The organism is Aliivibrio thorii, from assembly GCF_057368585.1.
Window position 1 is genome coordinate 1,075,423 of record NZ_CM170655.1, and the last position, 24,835, is coordinate 1,100,257.

General features: G+C 39.6%; 23 protein-coding genes and 1 pseudogene. 15 read left to right on the plus strand and 9 right to left on the minus strand.

Annotation, left to right across the window (positions count from 1 at the left end):
- Positions 1 to 23: 23 nt before the first annotated feature.
- The 7 genes from tal to AC2IP4_RS18840 form a co-directional block, all read right to left on the minus strand.
- The gene (tal, locus tag AC2IP4_RS18810; RefSeq protein WP_486307427.1) at positions 24 to 974 is read right to left on the minus strand and encodes a transaldolase; all 951 of its coding nucleotides are present in this window, start codon (positions 972 to 974) and stop codon (positions 24 to 26) included.
- A gap of 393 nt (positions 975 to 1,367) precedes the next feature.
- On the minus strand, positions 1,368 to 2,999 hold the full coding sequence (locus AC2IP4_RS18815) for a BatD family protein (protein WP_486310845.1): 1,632 nt from the start codon (positions 2,997 to 2,999) through the stop codon (positions 1,368 to 1,370).
- A gap of 65 nt (positions 3,000 to 3,064) precedes the next feature.
- Positions 3,065 to 4,966, minus strand: coding sequence for a vWA domain-containing protein (locus AC2IP4_RS18820; protein WP_486310846.1), 1,902 nt, complete (start codon positions 4,964 to 4,966; stop codon positions 3,065 to 3,067).
- On the minus strand, positions 4,959 to 5,924 hold the full coding sequence (locus AC2IP4_RS18825; protein ID WP_486310847.1) for a vWA domain-containing protein: 966 nt from the start codon (positions 5,922 to 5,924) through the stop codon (positions 4,959 to 4,961). The genes AC2IP4_RS18820 and AC2IP4_RS18825 overlap by 8 nt, the downstream gene beginning before the upstream one ends.
- On the minus strand, positions 5,917 to 6,450 hold the full coding sequence (locus tag AC2IP4_RS18830) for a DUF4381 domain-containing protein (RefSeq protein ID WP_486307431.1): 534 nt from the start codon (positions 6,448 to 6,450) through the stop codon (positions 5,917 to 5,919). Before AC2IP4_RS18830 ends, AC2IP4_RS18825 begins: the two co-directional genes overlap by 8 nt.
- On the minus strand, positions 6,450 to 7,421 hold the full coding sequence (locus tag AC2IP4_RS18835; protein ID WP_486310848.1) for a DUF58 domain-containing protein: 972 nt from the start codon (positions 7,419 to 7,421) through the stop codon (positions 6,450 to 6,452). The genes AC2IP4_RS18830 and AC2IP4_RS18835 overlap by 1 nt, the downstream gene beginning before the upstream one ends.
- A gap of 17 nt (positions 7,422 to 7,438) precedes the next feature.
- Positions 7,439 to 8,395: an AAA family ATPase gene (locus AC2IP4_RS18840; RefSeq protein WP_105055899.1), complete on the minus strand. Its 957-nt coding sequence runs from the start codon at positions 8,393 to 8,395 to the stop codon at positions 7,439 to 7,441.
- A gap of 192 nt (positions 8,396 to 8,587) precedes the next feature.
- On the opposite strand from AC2IP4_RS18840, the gene AC2IP4_RS18845 reads away from it, so the two are divergent.
- The 4 genes and pseudogenes from AC2IP4_RS18845 (at position 8,588) to AC2IP4_RS18860 (ending at position 11,983) form a co-directional block, all read left to right on the plus strand.
- Positions 8,588 to 8,818 (plus strand): hypothetical protein, encoded by a 231-nt coding sequence (locus AC2IP4_RS18845; protein ID WP_486310849.1) that lies wholly within the window; start codon positions 8,588 to 8,590, stop codon positions 8,816 to 8,818.
- Between the two features lie 44 nt (positions 8,819 to 8,862).
- Positions 8,863 to 9,963 carry an ISAs1 family transposase gene (locus tag AC2IP4_RS18850; protein ID WP_486310151.1) on the plus strand — a complete coding sequence of 367 codons (1,101 nt, stop codon included), beginning with the start codon at positions 8,863 to 8,865 and terminating at the stop codon, positions 9,961 to 9,963.
- 27 nt (positions 9,964 to 9,990) lie between these two features.
- Positions 9,991 to 11,703: pseudogene (locus AC2IP4_RS18855) on the plus strand (methyl-accepting chemotaxis protein); the annotation flags it as partial.
- A 79-nt stretch (positions 11,704 to 11,782) separates the two neighbouring features.
- A complete protein-coding gene (locus AC2IP4_RS18860; RefSeq protein WP_061037457.1) occupies positions 11,783 to 11,983 on the plus strand; it encodes a hypothetical protein in 201 nt (66 codons plus the stop codon).
- An 87-nt stretch (positions 11,984 to 12,070) separates the two neighbouring features.
- Here the strand turns inward: AC2IP4_RS18860 and AC2IP4_RS18865 are convergent, their stop codons facing one another.
- Positions 12,071 to 12,778, minus strand: a complete 708-nt coding sequence (locus AC2IP4_RS18865; RefSeq protein ID WP_375320677.1) for a DUF445 domain-containing protein — start codon at positions 12,776 to 12,778, stop codon at positions 12,071 to 12,073.
- Positions 12,779 to 12,925: 147 nt separating this feature from the next.
- On the opposite strand from AC2IP4_RS18865, the gene AC2IP4_RS18870 reads away from it, so the two are divergent.
- Genes AC2IP4_RS18870 through AC2IP4_RS18880 form a run of 3 tightly spaced genes read left to right on the plus strand, consistent with a single transcriptional unit; the run spans position 12,926 to position 14,373 of the window.
- Positions 12,926 to 13,351 carry a hotdog fold thioesterase gene (locus AC2IP4_RS18870; protein ID WP_060993025.1) on the plus strand — a complete coding sequence of 142 codons (426 nt, stop codon included), beginning with the start codon at positions 12,926 to 12,928 and terminating at the stop codon, positions 13,349 to 13,351.
- A gap of 21 nt (positions 13,352 to 13,372) precedes the next feature.
- The gene (locus AC2IP4_RS18875) at positions 13,373 to 14,197 is read left to right on the plus strand and encodes an HDOD domain-containing protein (RefSeq protein ID WP_375320676.1); all 825 of its coding nucleotides are present in this window, start codon (positions 13,373 to 13,375) and stop codon (positions 14,195 to 14,197) included.
- A gap of 2 nt (positions 14,198 to 14,199) precedes the next feature.
- Positions 14,200 to 14,373 carry a hypothetical protein gene (locus tag AC2IP4_RS18880; protein WP_105055902.1) on the plus strand — a complete coding sequence of 58 codons (174 nt, stop codon included), beginning with the start codon at positions 14,200 to 14,202 and terminating at the stop codon, positions 14,371 to 14,373.
- 6 nt (positions 14,374 to 14,379) lie between these two features.
- Here the strand turns inward: AC2IP4_RS18880 and AC2IP4_RS18885 are convergent, their stop codons facing one another.
- A complete protein-coding gene (locus AC2IP4_RS18885) occupies positions 14,380 to 15,363 on the minus strand; it encodes an integron integrase (RefSeq protein ID WP_375320675.1) in 984 nt (327 codons plus the stop codon).
- A gap of 378 nt (positions 15,364 to 15,741) precedes the next feature.
- On the opposite strand from AC2IP4_RS18885, the gene AC2IP4_RS18890 reads away from it, so the two are divergent.
- From AC2IP4_RS18890 to AC2IP4_RS18925, 8 genes are all read left to right on the plus strand, one after another.
- A complete protein-coding gene (locus tag AC2IP4_RS18890) occupies positions 15,742 to 16,887 on the plus strand; it encodes an IS91 family transposase (protein WP_486307435.1) in 1,146 nt (381 codons plus the stop codon).
- 984 nt (positions 16,888 to 17,871) lie between these two features.
- The gene (locus tag AC2IP4_RS18895) at positions 17,872 to 19,017 is read left to right on the plus strand and encodes an IS91 family transposase (RefSeq protein ID WP_486307435.1); all 1,146 of its coding nucleotides are present in this window, start codon (positions 17,872 to 17,874) and stop codon (positions 19,015 to 19,017) included.
- Positions 19,018 to 19,346: 329 nt separating this feature from the next.
- On the plus strand, positions 19,347 to 19,883 hold the full coding sequence (locus AC2IP4_RS18900; protein ID WP_486310850.1) for a nucleotidyltransferase family protein: 537 nt from the start codon (positions 19,347 to 19,349) through the stop codon (positions 19,881 to 19,883).
- A 207-nt stretch (positions 19,884 to 20,090) separates the two neighbouring features.
- A complete protein-coding gene (locus AC2IP4_RS18905) occupies positions 20,091 to 21,236 on the plus strand; it encodes an IS91 family transposase (protein ID WP_486307435.1) in 1,146 nt (381 codons plus the stop codon).
- Positions 21,237 to 21,639: 403 nt separating this feature from the next.
- On the plus strand, positions 21,640 to 22,785 hold the full coding sequence (locus AC2IP4_RS18910; RefSeq protein ID WP_486307435.1) for an IS91 family transposase: 1,146 nt from the start codon (positions 21,640 to 21,642) through the stop codon (positions 22,783 to 22,785).
- Positions 22,786 to 23,213: 428 nt separating this feature from the next.
- A complete protein-coding gene (locus tag AC2IP4_RS18915) occupies positions 23,214 to 23,483 on the plus strand; it encodes a type II toxin-antitoxin system TacA family antitoxin (RefSeq protein ID WP_486310851.1) in 270 nt (89 codons plus the stop codon).
- Positions 23,480 to 24,010 (plus strand): GNAT family N-acetyltransferase, encoded by a 531-nt coding sequence (locus AC2IP4_RS18920; protein ID WP_005423934.1) that lies wholly within the window; start codon positions 23,480 to 23,482, stop codon positions 24,008 to 24,010. The genes AC2IP4_RS18915 and AC2IP4_RS18920 overlap by 4 nt, the downstream gene beginning before the upstream one ends.
- Positions 24,011 to 24,018: 8 nt before the next feature.
- On the plus strand, positions 24,019 to 24,771 hold the full coding sequence (locus tag AC2IP4_RS18925; protein WP_486310852.1) for a GNAT family N-acetyltransferase: 753 nt from the start codon (positions 24,019 to 24,021) through the stop codon (positions 24,769 to 24,771).
- Positions 24,772 to 24,835 lie beyond the last annotated feature (64 nt).

The following is a 24,835-nucleotide window of genomic DNA, read 5'->3' on the forward strand; positions in this document are numbered from 1 at the left end:
TCAGCCCAATTTGAAATTATGTTTTATAGCTTAGATGCGATCATGTCTTCTAGCTTACCTTGGTCAACCGCAAAGTTACGGATGCCTTCAGCCAGTTTCTCAACAGCCATTGGGTCTTGGTTGTGATCCCATAAGAATTCAGCGTGAGTCATTGCAGCAGGACGTTCTTTATTGCCGTTTGTATCAATCAGTTTCTCAACAACTTCGCCAGTTGCTTCTTCAAGCTCTTGAAGTAGGTTAGGGCTGATAGTTAGACGGTCACAACCTGCAAGTTCAAGGATCTCACCAATGTTACGGAAGCTTGCACCCATCACTACTGTGTTGTAGCCATGTTCTTTGTAGTAGTTGTAAATACCAGCAACAGAGATTACGCCTGGATCTTCGCTTGCTTCAAAATCACGACCTTCTTTTGCTTTGTACCAGTCCATGATGCGACCAACAAAAGGAGAGATTAAGAACACGCCAGCTTCAGCACATGCACGCGCTTGAGCGAAAGAGAATAGAAGCGTTAGGTTACAGTTGATGCCTTCTTTTTCTAAAACTTCAGCAGCGCGGATACCTTCCCACGTTGAAGCCAGTTTAATAAGAATGCGATCGTTAGTTATGCCAGCATCGTTGTACATTTTGATCAGTTGGCGAGCTTTTGCAATGCTGCCTTCAGTGTCGTAAGAAAGACAAGCGTCTACTTCAGTAGAGATACGACCAGGTACTACTTTAAGGATTTCTTTACCGATGCTCACAGCGAGCATGTCACACGTATCTTGCACTTGTTGTGCTTTGTCGTTGCTTTGCTCTTTTGCATAAGCGATTGAAGTATCAATCAGTGGTGCGTATTCTGCGATTTGAGCTGCTTTTAAAATTAGAGAAGGGTTAGTGGTTGCATCTTCTGGTGTGTATTTTGCGATTGCTTCAATATCACCGGTATCTGCTACTACTGTTGTTAGTTTACGAAGTTGTTCTAATTTAGTTGTCATACTACTTACCCTTACTGATCACATGCTGCTTGAGCATCTTCTTTGAAAATCCGTCTCGCTGCCACCGTTTCAGATGATACTGAGCAAATGCGATGGTAGTGAACATTTGATGTATTGATAATTGAGTTTTATGAGATAGATGTCAATCAAAAATAAAAAATTGTGTGATTATTCATGCTTTTTTATATGAATATTTGAGGGGGATCGTTTGCGTAGGGTAGGACGTAATGTGATATGACGCTTAATTTGTTTAATGAATAAAGAGTAATGTAAATAATAAGATAGAGATAATGTTAAAAGTAGGTGTGACTAGCAGAATTCAATGTATAAAAAAGGCCAGCGAGACGAGCTCGCGAGCCTTAATGAAAGGACGCTAAGTGAAATTAAAAACCGTTATAATCTTTCAAGTTCTACATCAGGTTGAAAGGATTTATTAAGAGTCGTTAATTTCTTTTTAATCTCGCTAATAATTTGTTTTTCAGCGCTATTATCTCTATTTTTTGCGTATTTTTGCTGACTTAGTTTGGTTGTTAATCCTTTAACTTCAACAACATCAATACCTTGCTTGCGCCATTGCTCATGATGATCTGAGATTATTTGGTGTGCAAGAATTATATTATTGTTATCAAGTGCAGAAATAAGAGCTTTACTACCATTGGCAATGATCACTTTATTGCCTTCAAGATTGTTGCTTTTAGTGTGTCCTTTTGTTCGGCTAATATACCAACCAATTACTGTTAATATCCATAAAAGAGCAAAAGCCAACGTTGTATATGGCCAAAAACCATGTTCAACTTCACGTTTTAGTATTCTCTTAGGTTGAGCATTTGTTTGACTCTCGATCTTTTGCTCGCTAATTTGAGTGCTTGGGGTCACTGTTAATGCCAATGAATCCAATTTTGCCACCTCAGGCTGGCGTGTTTTACTGTTCCACCATTGAATCGAAACCGCGGGTAATTGAACCGTACCATTGGCATGAGGGATGATCACTTGTTTAATGGTCATTACGCTATTGCCTTGGCTGTCTTTACCGATTACGGGTTTCTCATCGTACATGCGAACCGATTTAGGATAATTAATATCAAGCGTTGGTAATTTCTCTGGTGGGACATCTGCCATCATTAGGGTGATTTGACGAGTAATGGCAGTACCCGCTTCTACAGTGGTACTTGTTAGTGGCTTGCCATCAACTAACCATTGTTGCCCTAATTTTAAATCCGTAGTCGGTAACCAAGTCCCTGTGAAATCCGCGGGTTTTGCTAATACGGTTAATTGATACTGTTTAGGGCTAACGTTCAGTGGAATTAATTTAGTACTACGGCCATAACGATCAGTTTGTACTAAGCCACCAGTGAAAGCCAAGCCATCAAAGCTTAATTGACCGGCTTGGTTTGCACTCACACTAAACGCTTGTTCAACTACGGTTGCTTGCAGTCCATCAATTACGGTTTGGTATTGTTTACTTTCTCCGATAGGAGAGAACTCAATACCACTCCCTTGTGGAGTAATGATGTTTGGATCTTTTAAACGACGAATATCTGCAAAAATAGCAATCTTGGCATTAAATTGAGCGGTTTCGCCTTCATACAATTCATCCTTGGTTAACCCACCACTGACTTTGATTACGTCACTGCTTTTTGGGGCGGTCGCATCTTTAGTCACACGAATCGTTATTGGGTTAGTTTGCTCACCTGCGACATCCATACTCGGAATGGTTAACGTGCCCATTTTGGTTGGGGCAATAGAAACCGTCCACTGGCTTTGTACGCTGTAATCGCCATTCACTAGCGATCGTGAACTACCAAAGCTGACTTGGCCACTGCGAAAATCAGGCGCGAGTTGACTAGGGTCAAATTTACTTTGGTCTGCACTTTTATCGACAGATACCATTAACTTAATCACTTCGTTTTCAGTGATTTGATTTTTACTGACCGTTGCAATGGCTTGTGCGTAACTTGCCGAAATACCACTAACGCATAAGGTCGTAAATAAAATCACTTTCTTTATCAGCGCTGTCTTTTTCATAGAAGCCTTCATTATCGAACTCTTTACAGTAGAGTAGGGACTGGTTGGTCTTATACTCATTTAAATTACCATTCATTTTCAGAAGCTTGTGGTGCTTCTTGTTGTTTTGCTTGCAGATACAATAGGGCGCGCAGCAGTTCATCTTCTTTTGCACCTGATTGCTCTAATTTTTGTAGACGAGGATCGGTTTTAATGGCGTCACTGTCGGCTTTTGCTTGTTGTGATTGCATTTGAGCTTGTTGCTCTTTTTCTTCGTCCGATTTAGGTTGTTTCTCTTTCTCATCACGAGTTTGTGCGGCTTGTTCTTTGTTTTTCTTCTCTTGTTCCTTTTTAGCTTGATCTTTTTGTTGCTGTTCTTGAGAAGAAGCCTCTGACTTATCTTGTTTATCAGACTGTGATTTATCATCAGATTGAGATTCATTTTTCTGCTGATTCTGCTGATTCTGCTGATTCTGCTGTGGATCTTGAGATGGTGAGTCTTTTGAATCTGAAGATTGCTCAGAGCCGTCTTTGCTGTCTTTATTCTCTTGGTTTTGTTTATCCTGTTTTTTATCTTGTTTGTCGTCTTTATTTTGATCCGATTGTTTATTTTTATCGTCTTGCTGTTGCTGTTGCTGTTTTTGCTCTAGTGCTTTATTGACGATATCAAGATTCTTCTTTGCATCTTTCATCTCTGAATCGGTTTTTAGTAAAGACTCGTACTTCTCTTTCGCTTCTTCCAATTGACCATTTTGCGCCAAGGCATTCGCAAGATTGTATTGAGATTGAGTATCTTCAAGACCCGTTAGGCTTTCAATCGCGCCTTTATAATCTCCAGCCTTATATTGAGCGGCTCCTTTCCATTGTTTGGATTTGAACTGCTCGCTTGCTGCTTGATAGTCTTTTTGTTCAAATTGTTGATGAGCGCTGTAATCATCAGAAATTAAGCGGTTTGATATATCAGTACTTGCCATGGATTTATCGACAGGCAATAGCACCAACAATAACGCTAAGAACATCCCTTTTCTAAAACAAAGCAGTGAGAACAGTACCAATGGGAAAAGCAGCCAATAACCATGATTGGCACGGCTGTTGACCTGGGTATCGCTGTTTTGTGTCACTTGCTCTACTGGCGTTTTAGTTAAGCGAGCAATAGCTTCAATATCACTGTTATCTGATTGAATAAGTTGAGCCACACCATTAGTTGCTTGTGCGAGTGTGACTAGTGGGTCTGAATCCAGTGTCGCGACAACCGTTTTACCTGAAGCATCGGTGAGCAACTGACCAGAAGACAATTCAATTGGCGCACCATTTTTAGTTCCTATGCCTAATAAACTGATTCGCCATTTGGTGCTTTTAACGCGACTCATCACTTTATCGAGCTGTTGGTTTGATATTCCATCAGTCAAAACAATGATGTCACCTTGTTGATGGCCTGATTTGGTCATCATCTCAATACTTTGATCAACCGCCGCTAACAAGTTACTGCCTTTCCCTTTATAAGGCATGATCTCTGGCGATAGGTTAGTAATTAAGTTATTGAGCGTTTGGCTATCTTCAGTTAACGGACTCACCAGATAGCTGTCTGCGCCATAAGCGACTAACCCCGTCATGCCTTCTTTCCAGTAAGGCAATAAATCTTTCGCTTTGTATTTCTCTTGAGTTAAACGATTTGGTTTTACGTCGGTCGCATACACAGAACGAGACATATCCATCACAAGCACTCGGGCACCTGAGAGCTGAAAACTTGGTGAGTCTTTATAACCAAAACTAGGACCTGCGAGGGCAGTAGTAACACATAACCATGCGAGAACTAAGCCAAGCGTAAAGCCATTGCCTTGTGTCTTTTGAGTCAGTCCCAATTGTTTGGCAATGTGCGGTGCAATCAGCCCTGTGGTGTTTTTGTTTTTACGTTGAATAAGCACCAATACCCCAAGAGGGATAAGAGCTAAAAACCACAGCGGATAGAGAAAAGTAAAATTAGCCATGACGCTTTCTTACTCCCACAATAATAAAGAAGAAAAACAGATAGCCCATTAACGGATAGCGGAACCACTCTTCATGCGGTCGCCAGGTTTGTGTTGCTTGAGTAATGGGCTCTAGTTGGTCGATGGTTTGGTAGATCTGCGCTAACTCATCGGCATTACGTGCACGGAAATATTGTCCACCTGTCATGGTTGCAATTTCAGTTAAGGTTTTCTCATCCAAATCACGCGCGGTATTGACGGTTTGTTTGCCAAAGAAACCTCGAACCTGTATTTCACCCGCACCAATACCGACAGTATAAATTTTGGCATTGTTGTCTTTAGCAAGTTGCGCCGCTTCTAATGGTTCGAGTACTCCTGCAGTATTGCCACCATCACTTAATAAAATAATGGTTCGTTGTGGGGCATTACTTTCAATAAAGGTTTTAGTTGCAAGTCCTAAGCCTTCACCCATGGCGGTCATTTGTCCCACTAAACCAAGAACAGTACGGTCTAGTTGTTCTTCGACGGTTTTTCTATCAAAGGTGAGTGGGGTTTGTAGATAAGCGTGATCGCCAAACAATACTAAACCAAGACGGTCGCCTTTACGCTCATCTATGAAATCAGACACGACTTTTTTAACCGCAGTTAAGCGATCAACAAAATCCCCATTCTCGGTTTGCATGTCTTCTTCCGCCATTGAGCCAGATAAATCGACCACTAGCATCATGTCACGGTGTTCTGGTTGAATATCAACCGGATCGCCATACCATACCGGACGCGCTAAGGCGGCAATCAATAACACCCAAGCAACGGACAATAAGCCAATGTTGATGCGTTTATTCGGTTGCTTATATTCCCCTTGCTCTGGCAACCGAGGAAGATGAATTGCGCTACCTACGTCTTTTTCTGGAACAAAAAAGTAAAACAGGAAGGGAATAGGTAATAAAAACCATGCCCACCACCAAACGAATTCAAGCATGTTGATGTCCTTTTGTTGATGTTGTTGCTATTACTTTTTTTACCGGTAAAGCATGAGATAGCCAATAACGCACATCATCATAGAAACGTTGTTGATTGGTTTCTGATAATGCTTGTTGTCCGTATAACGCTTGATCTAGCATTTCTGCGCGAGATGAGAAATGAACATTGGCCTGTTTTTTCACGGGTAATTGTTGCTCAACAAAATGCCACCACGCTAATCCATGTAGTGATGCAATGTGCTCACGAGGAAAGTGACTTAACGCGGCTTGTTTTAATAAACGCGCAATGTCACTGGTTTGTTGCGGTGTTAATTGTGATAACTGCTGTAATGCTATACGTTTTAAGACGCTTTTTTGACGTTGACGACGTATAAACCAAACGATGGCAATAACCAGTAATAACACACAGACGATGGCGGCATAACCTGTAAGTGATAACCCCCACGGTGGCGCGGCAGGTAAATGAATATCCGCTAATGGTAATACATTGCTTGTTGGTGCTTGTTGGGCTGAAGATAAAGACATTACATGGCTCCTTTATCTTGTTGTGATGGATCTTGTGATGACGTTAGTTGCGATAATAACGGCAAGCCTGATGACAAACAGTGCAACTGAATACCTAATTGCATCGCCATGTTTTGTACATACGCTTTATGAAGATTAGCCTGCAGCTCTAATGCTTTTTTGGTCGATGATGACGAAAAATCTAACCATGCAGAACGTTTATTATCAGAGACATATTCTGCGCCATTAAAGCGAGTAGAGCCTTGCTCAAGCGGATCGCTAATCATCACAAACTGTAAACGGTTGTGTTTGCTCAGTTGACTGAAGATAGCCTTACATTCATTGGTTAGTGCATAGAAATCACTGATGATCACAATCTCACTGCCTTTAGGGCATAAACGCTGTAACTGACTTAACCCCTTGGCAAATGAGCTAGCTTGCAGTGCGGTATCTAAAGGCTCTGAGTCACTGTTGGTATTATGCTGTTCAATGATGGATTGCATAAATTGCAGCACACTTTTCTGACGAGAAGAGGGCTTACAATCCAAGGTCGATAATCCATTAAAGATGATCCCACCGACGCGATCTTTTGCAGCGAGCGTTATCCAGCTTAATAAACTGGCAAAATGCGCAGCTTGTACAGATTTAAACAGCAGTTGAGAGCCAAAACGCATGGTATCACTGACATCAATAAACAACATGGTTGGTTGCTCACGCTCTTCACTGTAGAGTTTGGTATGAGGTTTACCGGTACGTGCAGTTACACGCCAATCAATCGAGCGAATATCATCGCCCGGTTGGTATTGACGTACTTCCGAGAAATCCATACCACGGCCTTTTTGTCGGCTTTGGTGGCTGCCATTCATTTTTGACCAGACAGATTGAGATGGCGGTAGCCACTGTAATGAATGGTTTTTGTAGTGAACCAATTCATTCAGTGACAAGGTAACGCCATTACTGTGTGGTGGCAGCGATAGAGTAGTCTTTTTCATATAATTACTTTACGACGTTAAGAAGCCGCAACCATTTGCAATAATCGTTCAACCACTTTATTTGCAGTTGTCCCTTCAGCTTGTGCTTGGAAGCTAAGTAATAAACGATGACGTAACACAGGGTAGGCCATCGCTTGTACATCTTCAGGGCTAACAAAATCACGACCTGCTAACCATGCATGTGCACGAGCACAGCGGTCAAGCGCTAACGTTGCACGAGGACTTACGCCCATTTCTAGTTGCTTCGCTAAGTCTTGGCAGTATTGTTCAGGCTTACGCGTCGCCATAGTAATACGAATAATGTATTGCTCAATCTCAGGCGCCATGTAAATCGACAGCACTTCTTTACGCGCTTTAAATATTTCACTTTGCGCTAAAGGCTGTGGTTTCTCAGCTTGTTCACCTAGGGCTTCACCACGGTTTAAACGCAGAATCGCCAATTCGTCTTCTGCGCCCGGATAATCAACATCTAAATGCATTAAGAAACGGTCAAGTTGCGCTTCTGGTAGAGGGTATGTCCCTTCTTGTTCAATCGGATTTTGCGTTGCCATCACCAAGAAAAGTTCTGGTAATTGATACGTGTTACGACCGGCAGTGATCTGTTTCTCTGCCATTGCTTCTAGCATTGCCGCTTGCACTTTCGCTGGCGCACGGTTGATTTCATCCGCAAGAACCAATGAATTAAAAATAGGCCCCGGCTGGAAGGTAAATTCTCCCGTTTCTTGGCGATAAATATCCGTCCCGGTTAAATCTGAAGGCAATAAATCAGGGGTGAATTGAATGCGGTGGAAATCCCCCTCGATCGAATCAGCCAAAATTTTCACGGCACGCGTCTTAGCAAGGCCAGGAGGACCTTCAACTAAAATATGACCATCAGCAAGAAGGGCTATTAATAACTGCTTCACTAATGCAGGCTGACCAATGACTTGAGATTCAAGATAAGTTTGTAATTGTTGAACTTTTAACGCTGGCATATATCACCCATTTTCTGGATTATGTAGTAATTATTTCTTTGTGACTTATTAAAATCACATTAGTTCCTTAATAGATGAGGTTTAATTTTGATTATTCAACCATTTAGCTAATGAATTAAATTGTAGTTATTTATTAAATTAATGGTACGCTCTGCCGTTATATGGAAAATCTATTTTATCGGTGGAAAAATTATGATTAATCTAACAATAAAACAGAAACTCGTAGCAGGCATCGTAATAGCGATTATTGCATCGACTTCACTTGTGGGTATTGTTGCCCAAACCAAAGCATTCGAGACTCTTGATGAGCGTTTAACGACGCTTGAGTTACCTACCATCCTTAAACAAATTGGTGGTGAAGTTGATAAAGAAGTCGCGGTTATCTCTTCTGCGGCAGAGCAGGGCGGGATCGCACTTTGTTAAAAAATATGATCTAATAGTGCCAAATCCATAATCACGCAGCCACTTTGAACTTAATCGAACACCTATCAGTCGTCCAAGATACCCGATCAGACATTAATCAGAAGCATGACCTTATTGACGTTATGTTCCTTGTAATTAGCGCTATCACATCGGGGTGTGAAGGCTGGCAAGATATTGAATTATTTGGAAAAGATAAATTAGATTGGTTGAGACAATACAGAGCATTCGAACATGGCATTCCACGCCGACATACAATAGCTCGTATTTTACGTTCAATTGTTGCTGAATCTTTGCTAGAAGCGTTAGCCCTTTGGATTAATGAACAACGCACGAGTCAAAACAAGCCGATTATAGCATTCGATGGAAAAGTGTTGCGTGGTTCATACCGAAATGACAAAAAAAACGCGTTACAATTGGTCACAGCCTACGATACTGAACGTGGTCTTGTATTGAGCCAAAAGCCGACAAAGAGCAAGAATGGCGAGATCAACGTTGTACGCCAAATGCTTGATGTTATTAACGTAAAAGACAGTGTCATCACCATTGACGCTCTGCATTGTCAGCGCGATACACTGGAGAAAATTGCAGAAAAAAAGGCTCACGTTGTTGTTCAAGTAAAGAACAATCAGCCCAAATTAAGAGCGGCTGTTGTTGACCAATTTCAAGCTGTCTTTGATGCAGGTAAAGAGAAAATAGTTACCGAAATCAAAGAGAAGCGCCATGGTCGCAGCGAAGAACGATACGTATTCCAGTTAAAGGCCAAGTTACCCGAAGAGCTTGCTAATAAATGGCCGACGGTACGAAGCATCATAGCGGTGGAACGGCACAGAGTGATCAATGGTAAAGGCAGCGTAGACACCTCATACTACATAAGCTCTATGTCTCCAAATCACAAATTATTAGGCCACTATATCCGTCAGCATTGGCGTATTGAAAACAGCCAACATTATGTTTTAGATGTTGTTTTTAAAGAAGATAGCTCGCGAATAACGTTAGATGGTGCAGTGGAGAATATAGCGTTATTTAGACGCTTTGTTATGAACATGCTGAAGCAATGCGATTGTGGGGCACCAAGCCAAAAAGTGAAGTTGAAGAAAGCTAGTTGGAATGATGATTATCGGGCTCGAATCTTCTTTGGGTTATAAATTAATCAAAGTATGCTCGCGCCCTGTGCGGCAGAGCAAATGGCAAATAATCCATTTATTATTGATGCTATTTCAAACCCTAATATTTCACCTGAAGATCAAACAATACTGATTGCTCAACTGAATAAACTAAAACAACAACATCAATTGAATGATGCGTCAGTAGCAAACCGTAAAACAGCGTATTATTGGAATCAAGACGGTTTTTTACGTCAATTAACTCAGCAACAAGATGCTTGGTTTTTTGGGTTTACTCAAAATGGCCCTGAGCGAATGTTGAATGTCTTTACTGAGCAAAATGGTGAAGTGAAACTGTTTGTTAATTTTCAGCAGCTAAATGGTACATCAATGGCAGGGTTATCTAAATCTCTTGATGATATGGTGTCATTATTAAACGGTTTTAGAATTGAGAAGACTGGTTTTGTATATTTAATGGATGTTAATGGTGACATTAAAATTCATAAAGACAGTAGTATCATGGGAAAACAATCAATTCGTAATCTGGTGAGTGCAGAAGCATCAACATTGTTAACCAAACAAGCATTTAATTTAAGCCGCATTGAAAAAAATGGTAAAGAGATTTTTATCGCTTCTCATTATATCCCATCAATGGAATGGTTTATTGTTGCAGAAGTGCCTGTAGGTGAAGTATTTGAAAGTCTTTATAGCTCAACAGAAGAAATCATCCTATCTATATTAGTGATCATTGCTATCTTTATTACATTAGCGATTTGGGGAGCAGGCTCGATCACGAATAAAATTAAAGAATTAGCACACCGCTTCCATGAGCTTGGTGAAGGTGAAGGGGATTTAACTCATCGCATTGAAGTGAAAGGAAATGATGAGATTGCAGAGCTTTCAAAAGGCTTTAATGGCTTTGTTGAGAAAATTCACGCAACAGTTTCTGAAGTTGTTGAAACTGGGCATGTACTGCATACCACAGCAGAAAATGTTGCACTCAAAGCAACCTCAACGCGTGATAACAGTGAAATGCAACGCGATCAAACCTTACAAGTGGTTACGGCGATTAATCAAATGGGCAGTACGATTAATGAAATCGCTTCAAATGCGGCAAATGCAGCTCAATCGGCAAGCAATGCTGAAGTGAGTACACAAAATGGCCGCCAAACTGTGATTGAATCTCGTGATGCTATTACTCAGCTTGAAGGTGATTTAGTTCAAGTCAGTCATGTGGTGGAACAACTTGCAGGAACAACGCAAGACATCGGTTCTATTCTTGATGTTATTCGAGGTATTTCAGACCAAACTAACTTACTGGCATTGAATGCAGCAATTGAAGCTGCGAGAGCTGGTGAGCACGGTCGTGGTTTTGCAGTGGTGGCTGATGAAGTTCGCCAATTAGCAAGCCGTACGTCTGAATCTACTAATGAAATTCAAAAGATGATAGACCAACTACAAACCGAAGCTCAAAATGCAGTAATGGCAATGGAAGCAAGTCACACTGTAACGGCTCGTGGTGTTCAATCTGCAGACACAGCAACTGACGTATTAGCAGGTATTGCGTTAAGCATTACTGATATTTCAGACATGAATACGCAAGTAGCAACAGCAACAGAAGAGCAATCAACCGTGGTGTATACGATTAACCAGAATATCGAAGAGATCAATGGCATTAACGAGTTAACAACGGCAACAGCACAAGAATTAGCTGATTCGAGTCAACAACTTAACGAACTTTCACAACGATTAGATCAATTAGTTGGTGCATTTAAAATATAACTGACCGCTTTAGGTTTACCTTTTACGGAGATTTCTTGTAGAATCGCCATAATTGTTTTAATGAATTGAGAAAGTAATCATGAGTGATATCGAAAAAGAACTGCAAGATATGGTTCAACAAGGTTCAGATCAACCAGAAGTCGCACTGCCTTCTATAGAAGAGCAAAAAGCGATTGTTGCAGAGCTTAAACGCCTTGAAGAAGCAGGGGAGTTGACTCCTGAAATCCTTGAAGCGCATTTTGGTAAGTTTAATGCAGATGATGAAGCCCCAATTCACTAATTATTGAATTTGTTCTTTATCTAAATAAAAATGCCAGCATTTCAATTGAACGGCTGGCATTTTTGTATTTATATGTTTGAAATCGGATTATTGTATTAGCGTAGATAAAAGGCCAATCACACCACCAAAGATACCACCCCAAACTACAAGCCAACCTAGGTGCTTTTTAATCATATCTTGAACCATCTCTTTAACTAATTTAGGTGTGAGTTCGTTAAGACGTTGGTCAATGATCTCTTCAATAGTGACTTGAATATCATCCATCATCGCAGGGCTTTCTAATTCTTCTTTCAAAGCGAGTTTGAATTGATCTTGCTGGCTGATCTCTGTAATCGAAATCTTCATCTTTTCAATAAAAGGGTCGCGCATCGGTTGAATTGCTTCACTGCCGCCCATCATTGCTAGCATGCCACCAAATTGAGAATTCATAATGACTTCAACTAAAGAATCAAACGCAGGTGATAGGTCGATTTTTTCAATTACAGGTTCTAGATTGATATTCGTTGCCGATGTCATCTCTTTAGACAAAAACTTATCTACATTTGATTTTGTGAAAAATTGTTCCATCATCAAATGTTTGATACTGGCTTTAAACTCTTCAAAACGCGCAGGGATAACACCAGAACCATACAAGCCAGGGACTTTCTCAAACAACATATGAATAGCAAGCCAGTTTGTTAATGCACCAGAAAAAGCAAATAAGCCAATATAGTACAGAGTATTTTGTTGCATGTAATAACCGACTGCTAACAAGAGTAGTGAGATTAAATTAGTGATAATGCTTTTATTTAACATATCAAGCCTATTAATTAGAAAGTGGAAAATTTTGTGAAGTTTATCAGCTACTAAAAGCAGACAACAAGTGAAAATGTGTTTTTGATCTGGTTTGTTGGGTGTAAACTGAGGCGATACACATTAGCAAAGATAATTTAAGGATAGGCGATGAGTATTTGGAAGCGTCCGATGGACTTGGCAATATTAAATTCAACATCACGAGATACCTTGATGGAAGCATTAAATATTGAGTATTGTCAGTACACTGATGACTCCATTACAGCATCAATGCCAGTAAATTCAACAGTGCATCAGCCTCTTAGAATGCTGCATGGTGGAGCTTCTGTTGCGCTAGCCGAGTCAGTTGCTTCTATTGCTGCTAATTGGTGTGTTGATGAATCAAAATATTGCGTGGGGTTGGATATAAATGCCAATCACATTCGTGCAGTACGAGAAGGTACAGTTTACGCCACTGCAAAACCAATGCATTTAGGTGCAACAACCCAAGTTTGGCTAATTGATATTAGAGATCAACGAGAACGCTTAGTCTGCACCAGTCGTTTTACTGTTGCCGTGATGAAAAAGAAAAAGTAGCGACTTGTTGTGGAGAAGAAAATGGAACAAAATGAAATTTTAAGTCATGCGCATGAGTTACCAAAGATCCCTAAAGTGATCCGTGAGATGATGGAACTTGTGAATGATCCCGAAGTAGAGCTTCAAGAACTGGCTCGCATTATTTCAATGGAACAAGTGGTTAGTGCTCGTGTTATTCGTTTAGCGAACTCTGCACACTTTTCTCGAGGCAAAAGTGTCTCATCCGTTGATCAAGCGGTTGTGCGTTTGGGTCTTGAACCGTTAAAAACATTGATTATCGCATCATCTCTGGTTAGTGCCTTCCCGTACGTGGAAGTGATTGACTTAGAAATGTTCTGGCAAGAGACGTTTGAAGTAGCGATTCTGAGTAAAGCGATAGCTCAAAGTTGTTCAGTAAATCCAAATAGCGCCTTTACTGCTGGCATGTTACATAATATTGGCGATTTAATGATTTACACGGTAATGGCTGAACAAGTTCCAACTATTTTTGAAAAGATTGAAGCCGGCAGTAATAAAGTTACAGCACAACGCTCAACGATTGGTACTGATAGCGCAATTTTAGGTGCTAAATTGGCCGAGAGTTGGTCTTTTTCTGAAGAATTGGTTTTTGCTATCTCTGAACAGTATGAACCAAAAATAGATAATATTTATTCTCCATTAGCGGCAACCGTTCGTCTAGCAAATGCGATTAATCGTGATTGGGATAATCTACCAACACTGGATGCAAAATCAGTATGGTTATCAGAGCAAATTGAAGCTGATATCTTATTCATCAATGATTCTATTATTGAAAACATCGATGGAGTAAAAGGTTCAGGAATTGAAATGGCTCGGTTGGTAATGTAATCATGCAAAAAGAGTGGATGTTATCTGCACTTATCGGTGCTTTTTTTGCCATCGTTTCATATTTAGCCCCTGGCTTTATTGCGAGTAAAGTTTTTGTTATTATCGCAGTGATTTTTTTGGCGAAAGCAGTAAAAGCTATTTTTTACTCACTAAAACATCGCCAATATGAGATGTAAGTGTTATTAGTCGAAATCCAGTGGACTTTTTGTCCCTGAAAAATGTAGACCAATAACATGCGTGTAAATTTGGGTCGTTTTGATATCAGAGTGACCCAATAATTCTTGTATTGTTCTTAAATCTGCTCCTCTTTCTAAAACTCGTGTAGCAAAGCTATGTCTAAATGTATGGCAACTTGCTTTCTTATCTATACCAACCTTTTGTATTGCTTTTCTAACAGCAGATTGAACCGTTCTATCTAACAGATGATGGCGTCGATATTTTTCTGAACGAGGATCATTACTTAACTGTGGTGATGGAAAAACATATTGCCAACCATAACTTTTGGCTTGTTTTGGGTATTTTTCAGCTAAAGCGTAAGGCATATAAACTTCATCGTTGCCATTTAAAGCATCGAGTTTATGCTGTTGTTTTACAAAATCGAGTTGGGTTTTAATCGCTTTAATAACGCTGTCAGGTAAGATTGATGTTCGATCTTTATTTCCTTTTCCGCTTTTAATGGTAATGATTTTTTTGTCTATATCGATATCATTAACTCTGAGGCGTAACGATTCGTTTATTCTTAATCCACTGCCATACATCAGTTGTGCTATCAATTTTACAGGATGTTTTAATTCGTTTATTACAGATATAGCTTCATTATGAGTAAATACTGTTGGCAGTTTAGTTGCTTTTTTAGAGCGTTTAAAATCCAAGTTATCGACTGATTGCTGTAAAAACTCACGACATAAAAATATCAGGGCATTTAATGCCGTTTTTTGTGTATTAGGAGACACATTTTGCTTTATAACAAGATGTTCGAGGTAGCTTGGGATATCAAATGCCTCGATATCATCTTTTGATATGTAATTTTTATAACGAATAAAATTACTTATCCAGTAAATATAATGTTTTTCTGTATTATAGGCGAGGCCACGCGTACGAATAAAAATACGTAATTGATCTGTAAAACGTTGTGAGCTTGGATTAAGGTTTAATGGAATATCCATAATAACTGGTTGTTGTGAATGATAGAGTGAGTGTAGCGGTCTAAATTGAACTCGCAATTTAGTTTCGTATATTTGTAATGCAGTTATTAATTTCATGGAAATATTAGATTAATCAGTTACATACACCAGGTGATAAAAATGAGATATACGAATCATATTCAGATATTTCAGTGTTTTTTTAGCTTGAAAAGAAGGTAATTTTTTGGTTTTAAAGTAAAATAGACTGATTTGATTGTGGTGGGATAGACTCGGAAGAAATTGCGAATCTGCTTGGTATAAATAAATGTTAAATCTGCCGAGCAAGCTCGAAGAGTGCGCTGCCTCGTAATTCTCCCTCTTAAACATCTCCTTTCTGGTTAGATTTACTATGTTTACTGTATGAGTAAACATACAGTTCAAACCTTTTTGCAAAAAAGGTTTGAATCATATTCGAAGAACCATCGACTCCCTTTATATCAACTTAAGGGGATCAGTCGGCTTTCATCTTGTCGAACTTCGTCGATGGGAGGTCATGCGCTGTATTGTGATAATGGGCACCTCAATGGCTATTGGTACAATAGCTGTGGGCATCGAAGTTGCCCACAGTGTGGTGCTCTCAAAAGAGAGCAATGGCTTAAAAAAGTAGATTCGTTTATTTTAGATACTTCTCATCATCATTGGGTATTTACTCTTCCGCATGAGTTGCATGAAATATGGAAATATAACAGAGCGTTATGCCAGCAAACACTGTTCGATTCTGTTCGTAAAACTATTCAGATATTAAGCGCGGATGAGCGATTTCTAGGTGCTAAGGTTGGGTGTGTTTTAGCCCTACATACCTGGGCTCGAAATTTAACGTTTCACCCTCATATTCATTGTTTAGTTACCCATGGAGGATTAGGTAATGATGGTTGGGTTGAGCCAAAGAAAAGTATTCTGTTTCCTGCAAGAGTGATGATGAAGCTGTTTCGCGGTAAGTTCATTGCAGCGCTACGCGCAGCAATGAATAAAGGAGAGTTAAATTACCCTGAATCACTTTCTAAGCAAAATGTACTTAACCTTTTTAATAAATGGGGCGTTTTTGATTGGGTAGTTCATTGTACCAAACCGTACTCCCATGGTGCTGGAGTCGTTAAATATTTAGCGAGGTATGTTCGTGGCGGAGCCATAAAAAACAGTCAAATTATGCATGTATCAAACAAGGAAGTGCGAGTTAGGTATAAGTCTCATCAAACAAAGAAAACAGAAATGCTTAGGCTAAAGCCTAATCAATTTATTGAGCGTATATTGAGTCATATAGCGATACCGAAAAAACAGCAATATCACTTTGTTGGTTTGTATCATAATCGATGTAGAGAGAGACTGAATACAGCTCGACAGTATCTTGGCCAAGAGCGGATAAAGGACATTAGTCCTTTATTATGGCGAGAATACGCGGAAAGCAAAGGGCAAGTACCATGTTGTGATGAATGTGGAGGCAAGGTTACGGTATTGGCTCGATTCAGAGTGATAAACGGTGAATTTATTTTTTCATCGAAAATGTGATAAGGATTATTCTATTTCGTGTAGAAAGCTTGCTGCTGCAAGCGGTTCCAGTTATCGTGTGCTAGTTGGTTTATATGTTTGAAATGGGATGTTTTTTTAGATTGTGAAAAGTGTGATTTTTCTTGTTTTAGTATATAGAAATTACAAAGACATCGGCGCAGGCTTGCTCGGAAAATTTAACAGCTGCTGCAACCACATCACAATCGGCATATCTAACAATCGAATCAATGCGATGCTGTAACCTTCGGCATTCGCGGTTTAAAGTATATTTAGCGCTATTAATCCGTCGTTTGCACGCATTATTCTAGGCGTTACACGAACTAAAGATAGCAGTTTTTTGGCTCAGTTCAGTGATTGAACCATTCGATTTTTAGATGTGAAAGTAGGGTGGTTTCTTTTCTTCTTTGTATCCTTTTAGCTTTCATTTCATCAGGTTCGGCAATTGGCCATTATTGCCAAAAGTTCATGGATTTCAGAAACCAATTCACGCTTCAATTGTTCGTAGTTTTGCCTCATTTTATCCTGAATCAGTGTTTTCCTCGTAGCATTCTCAATCCCAATTGTGGCGAGGATATTTGGTTTATTAGCTCCAAACTGGTTGAAACCAAATAGTACAAATGGTGTAAGAAAAAGGGATTGTTCCGTTTCACAGTTATTGCTGTTGAAGTGATATTTTGCTCGCTTAATTGAGCCAGTCTAATTAAACTCAGTTTACAGTAAATCTTGGTAAATCAATTCTTTACCAATTAAATCGAGGCGTTGACAAAGATCGTGTAACAAATGCATCAACACGATTTGCTACACTCGGCGTTGTCAGTTTGCCTTTAGTTTTAGTGATTAAGGCAGTAAAATTCAGTTTAGTCTGTATCGTAGCAAACGTGTTATGCAGGCGTTAAATCTGCCGAGCAAGCTCGAAGAGTGCGCTGCCTCGTAATTCTCCCTCTTAAACATCTCCTTTCTGGTTAGATTTACTATGTTTACTGTATGAGTAAACATACAGTTCAAACCTTTTTGCAAAAAAGGTTTGAATCATATTCGAAGAACCATCGACTCCCTTTATATCAACTTAAGGGGATCAGTCGGCTTTCATCTTGTCGAACTTCGTCGATGGGAGGTCATGCGCTGTATTGTGATAATGGGCACCTCAATGGCTATTGGTACAATAGCTGTGGGCATCGAAGTTGCCCACAGTGTGGTGCTCTCAAAAGAGAGCAATGGCTTAAAAAAGTAGATTCGTTTATTTTAGATACTTCTCATCATCATTGGGTATTTACTCTTCCGCATGAGTTGCATGAAATATGGAAATATAACAGAGCGTTATGCCAGCAAACACTGTTCGATTCTGTTCGTAAAACTATTCAGATATTAAGCGCGGATGAGCGATTTCTAGGTGCTAAGGTTGGGTGTGTTTTAGCCCTACATACCTGGGCTCGAAATTTAACGTTTCACCCTCATATTCATTGTTTAGTTACCCATGGAGGATTAGGTAATGATGGTTGGGTTGAGCCAAAGAAAAGTATTCTGTTTCCTGCAAGAGTGATGATGAAGCTGTTTCGCGGTAAGTTCATTGCAGCGCTACGCGCAGCAATGAATAAAGGAGAGTTAAATTACCCTGAATCACTTTCTAAGCAAAATGTACTTAACCTTTTTAATAAATGGGGCGTTTTTGATTGGGTAGTTCATTGTACCAAACCGTACTCCCATGGTGCTGGAGTCGTTAAATATTTAGCGAGGTATGTTCGTGGCGGAGCCATAAAAAACAGTCAAATTATGCATGTATCAAACAAGGAAGTGCGAGTTAGGTATAAGTCTCATCAAACAAAGAAAACAGAAATGCTTAGGCTAAAGCCTAATCAATTTATTGAGCGTATATTGAGTCATATAGCGATACCGAAAAAACAGCAATATCACTTTGTTGGTTTGTATCATAATCGATGTAGAGAGAGACTGAATACAGCTCGACAGTATCTTGGCCAAGAGCGGATAAAGGACATTAGTCCTTTATTATGGCGAGAATACGCGGAAAGCAAAGGGCAAGTACCATGTTGTGATGAATGTGGAGGCAAGGTTACGGTATTGGCTCGATTCAGAGTGATAAACGGTGAATTTATTTTTTCATCGAAAATGTGATAAGGATTATTCTATTTCGTGTAGAAAGCTTGCTGCTGCAAGCGATTCCAGTTATCGTGTGCTAGTTGGTTTATATGTTTGAAATGGGATGTTTTTTTAGATTGTGAAAAGTGTGATTTTTCTTGTTTTAGTATATAGAAATTACAAAGACATCGGCGCAGGCTTGCTCGGAAAATTTAACAGCTGCTGCAACCACATCACAATCGGCATATCTAACAATCGAATCAATGCGATGCTGTAACCTTCGGCATTCGCGGTTTAAAGTATATTTAGCGCTATTAATCCGTCGTTTGCACGCATTATTCTAGGCGTTATAACGCAGGGTGGTTATGGATAGAATTATCACATTAATTGAGAAAGATGAATTAAGGGTTAAAGCTCTTGATTGTGTTCGGCAGCTCAATTTACCTCATTGCTATTTAGCCGCTGGTTTCGTCCGAAATTTGGTGTGGGATCATTTGCATCAGAAATTAGTATCAACGCCTTTGAATGACGTTGACGTTATTTATTTCGATGAAACTGAATCTAATCCTGAAAACTACAAACTAATAGAATCTCAGCTTTCTGCATTGATGCCAGAATTGAATTGGGAAGTGCGTAATCAAGCAATTATGCACAAACGAAATGGTGATAAACCGTATTTAAATATTATCGACGCAATGAGTTATTGGCCAGAAAAAGAAACAGCGGTAGCCATACGAAAATTAGGCAATGGAAAATATGAATGTATTTCTGCTTTTGGCTTTGAATCGTTGTTCAATTTGCAGGTTACACATAATCCGAAACGTTCTTTAGAAATTTTCAGTGACCGTGTAACGTCGAAAGATTGGCTGAGTCATTGGTCTAAATTGAGAACTGCGTTATAACAAATGCATCAACACGATTTGCTACATTCGGCGTTGTCAGTTTGCCTTTAGTTTCAGTGATTAAGGCAGTAAAATTCAGCTAGGTATGTATGGTAGCAAACGTGTTATGCAGGCGTTAAATCTGCCGAGCAAGCTCGAAGAGTGCGCTGCCTCGTAATTCTCCCTCTTAAACATCTCCTTTCTGGTTAGATTTACTATGTTTACTGTATGAGTAAACATACAGTTCAAACCTTTTTGCAAAAAAGGTTTGAATCATATTCGAAGAACCATCGACTCCCTTTATATCAACTTAAGGGGATCAGTCGGCTTTCATCTTGTCGAACTTCGTCGATGGGAGGTCATGCGCTGTATTGTGATAATGGGCACCTCAATGGCTATTGGTACAATAGCTGTGGGCATCGAAGTTGCCCACAGTGTGGTGCTCTCAAAAGAGAGCAATGGCTTAAAAAAGTAGATTCGTTTATTTTAGATACTTCTCATCATCATTGGGTATTTACTCTTCCGCATGAGTTGCATGAAATATGGAAATATAACAGAGCGTTATGCCAGCAAACACTGTTCGATTCTGTTCGTAAAACTATTCAGATATTAAGCGCGGATGAGCGATTTCTAGGTGCTAAGGTTGGGTGTGTTTTAGCCCTACATACCTGGGCTCGAAATTTAACGTTTCACCCTCATATTCATTGTTTAGTTACCCATGGAGGATTAGGTAATGATGGTTGGGTTGAGCCAAAGAAAAGTATTCTGTTTCCTGCAAGAGTGATGATGAAGCTGTTTCGCGGTAAGTTCATTGCAGCGCTACGCGCAGCAATGAATAAAGGAGAGTTAAATTACCCTGAATCACTTTCTAAGCAAAATGTACTTAACCTTTTTAATAAATGGGGCGTTTTTGATTGGGTAGTTCATTGTACCAAACCGTACTCCCATGGTGCTGGAGTCGTTAAATATTTAGCGAGGTATGTTCGTGGCGGAGCCATAAAAAACAGTCAAATTATGCATGTATCAAACAAGGAAGTGCGAGTTAGGTATAAGTCTCATCAAACAAAGAAAACAGAAATGCTTAGGCTAAAGCCTAATCAATTTATTGAGCGTATATTGAGTCATATAGCGATACCGAAAAAACAGCAATATCACTTTGTTGGTTTGTATCATAATCGATGTAGAGAGAGACTGAATACAGCTCGACAGTATCTTGGCCAAGAGCGGATAAAGGACATTAGTCCTTTATTATGGCGAGAATACGCGGAAAGCAAAGGGCAAGTACCATGTTGTGATGAATGTGGAGGCAAGGTTACGGTATTGGCTCGATTCAGAGTGATAAACGGTGAATTTATTTTTTCATCGAAAATGTGATAAGGATTATTCTATTTCGTGTAGAAAGCTTGCTGCTGCAAGCGGTTCCAGTTATCGTGTGCTAGTTGGTTTATATGTTTGAAATGGGATGTTTTTTTAGATTGTGAAAAGTGTGATTTTTCTTGTTTTAGTATATAGAAATTACAAAGACATCGGCGCAGGCTTGCTCGGAAAATTTAACAGCTGCTGCAACCACATCACAATCGGCATATCTAACAATCGAATCAATGCGATGCTGTAACCTTCGGCATTCGCGGTTTAAAGTATATTTAGCGCTATTAATCCGTCGTTTGCACGCATTATTCTAGGCGTTAAATCTGCCGAGCAAGCTCGAAGAGTGCGCTGCCTCGTAATTCTCCCTCTTAAACATCTCCTTTCTGGTTAGATTTACTATGTTTACTGTATGAGTAAACATACAGTTCAAACCTTTTTGCAAAAAAGGTTTGAATCATATTCGAAGAACCATCGACTCCCTTTATATCAACTTAAGGGGATCAGTCGGCTTTCATCTTGTCGAACTTCGTCGATGGGAGGTCATGCGCTGTATTGTGATAATGGGCACCTCAATGGCTATTGGTACAATAGCTGTGGGCATCGAAGTTGCCCACAGTGTGGTGCTCTCAAAAGAGAGCAATGGCTTAAAAAAGTAGATTCGTTTATTTTAGATACTTCTCATCATCATTGGGTATTTACTCTTCCGCATGAGTTGCATGAAATATGGAAATATAACAGAGCGTTATGCCAGCAAACACTGTTCGATTCTGTTCGTAAAACTATTCAGATATTAAGCGCGGATGAGCGATTTCTAGGTGCTAAGGTTGGGTGTGTTTTAGCCCTACATACCTGGGCTCGAAATTTAACGTTTCACCCTCATATTCATTGTTTAGTTACCCATGGAGGATTAGGTAATGATGGTTGGGTTGAGCCAAAGAAAAGTATTCTGTTTCCTGCAAGAGTGATGATGAAGCTGTTTCGCGGTAAGTTCATTGCAGCGCTACGCGCAGCAATGAATAAAGGAGAGTTAAATTACCCTGAATCACTTTCTAAGCAAAATGTACTTAACCTTTTTAATAAATGGGGCGTTTTTGATTGGGTAGTTCATTGTACCAAACCGTACTCCCATGGTGCTGGAGTCGTTAAATATTTAGCGAGGTATGTTCGTGGCGGAGCCATAAAAAACAGTCAAATTATGCATGTATCAAACAAGGAAGTGCGAGTTAGGTATAAGTCTCATCAAACAAAGAAAACAGAAATGCTTAGGCTAAAGCCTAATCAATTTATTGAGCGTATATTGAGTCATATAGCGATACCGAAAAAACAGCAATATCACTTTGTTGGTTTGTATCATAATCGATGTAGAGAGAGACTGAATACAGCTCGACAGTATCTTGGCCAAGAGCGGATAAAGGACATTAGTCCTTTATTATGGCGAGAATACGCGGAAAGCAAAGGGCAAGTACCATGTTGTGATGAATGTGGAGGCAAGGTTACGGTATTGGCTCGATTCAGAGTGATAAACGGTGAATTTATTTTTTCATCGAAAATGTGATAAGGATTATTCTATTTCGTGTAGAAAGCTTGCTGCTGCAAGCGGTTCCAGTTATCGTGTGCTAGTTGGTTTATATGTTTGAAATGGGATGTTTTTTTAGATTGTGAAAAGTGTGATTTTTCTTGTTTTAGTATATAGAAATTACAAAGACATCGGCGCAGGCTTGCTCGGAAAATTTAACAGCTGCTGCAACCACATCACAATCGGCATATCTAACAATCGAATCAATGCGATGCTGTAACCTTCGGCATTCGCGGTTTAAAGTATATTTAGCGCTATTAATCCGTCGTTTGCACGCATTATTCTAGGCGTTATATTCACAAAGCTTAAAAATTAAATCCGTATTATCTCCGTACAATTTGCACTTTGGTCGTTTAAATCTTATACTCATATTAAATACGGAATTACTCCGTACACTTGGAGGTTTTATGGCTACTGCAAGACTTGATATCCGTTTGGATGAAGAAATCAAAGCTAAGGCTGAGAAAGCTTCAGCTTTACTTGGTTTAAAAAGCTTAACTGAATACGTTGTTCGTCTAATGGACGAAGATTCAACTCAGGTAATTTCTGAGCATGAAAGCATCACTGTTGAAGCAAATGTATTTGATCAATTCATGATTGCTTGTGACGAGGTTAAGGCTCCGAATAAAGCATTACTTGAAGCCGCTGCATTTACTAAAAGTGGTGAGTTTAAGTGAGTTATTCCAAAACTTTCAAAGAATTGGATAAATCACAGCACGATAGAGCATCATTTGACTGTGGGGAAAAAGAGTTAAATGATTTTATCCAAACTCAAGCTGCTAAACATATGCAAGCAGGTATCAGCCGCACAATGGTTTTGCCTGCTTCAGTGCCATTACCAAATCAGAAATATCCAATTTGTTCATTTTATAGTATTGCGCCAAGTTCGATTAGCCGTGATACGTTGCCACAAGCGATGGCTAAAAAATTACCGCGCTATCCAGTTCCTGTTTTTCTTTTAGCTCAACTTGCAGTTCATAAAGAATTTCATGGAAGTGGGTTAGGTAAAGTTAGCTTAATCAAAGCTCTCGAATATCTTTGGGAAATTAATTCTCATATGAGAGCTTATGCCATTGTTGTTGATTGTTTAACTGAACAAGCAGAGTCATTCTACGCAAAATATGGTTTCGAGGTTCTTTGTGAAATCAATGGTCGTGTAAGAATGTTCATTCCGATGAAAACAGTCGGTCAGTTATTCACTTAGACGTAAGAGTGAATATAACAAATGCATCAACACGATTTGCTACATTCGGCATTCTAGGTTTCTTTGAGTTTACCGTATTAAGTGGTAAATTTAGGCTTAAGCTGCATGGTAGCAAACGTGTTATGCAGGCGTTAGCTGCTTCAAAGAAGGATTTTAGTATGCAAGGTGAGAAATGGCTTTCCGTTACGGAGCTTAAAGGTAAAACAGTTACATTAATTCCACTACAGAGCGAGCATGTATCAGCTTTAATTGAAGCTGCTTCTGATGGTGAACTTTGGGACTTATGGTATACAAAAATACCAAATGAAGAGACTGTAAACAGTTATATTGAATTGGCTTTAAGCGAACAAGACGCTGGACGTTCTTTGGCTTTTTCTGTCGTTGATAATAAGACTCAAACCATAATCGGTACAACTCGTTTATGCCATGCCGATTGTGTGAATAAACGGGTGGAAATTGGTTATACGTGGTATGCGAAAAGTTACCAGAGAACATCAGTAAATACTGAATGTAAGTTTCTTCTTCTTTCTCATGCATTTGAAAACCTCTCAGCAATTGCAGTTGAGTTTAGTACTCATTGGCATAATCATGCTTCACGTAATGCAATAGCTCGTTTGGGGGCAAAGCAGGACGGTGTAATTAGAAATCATCAACAAATGGCTGATGGTAGCTATCGAGATACCGTTGTATTTTCAATAATTAATAGTGAGTGGTTGGCAGTAAAAGCTAGTTTGTCATTCAAACTGGAAAGGCGCAGCTAACAATTGCATCAACACGATTTGCTACATTCGGCATTCTAGGTTTCTTTGAGTTTACCGTGTTAAG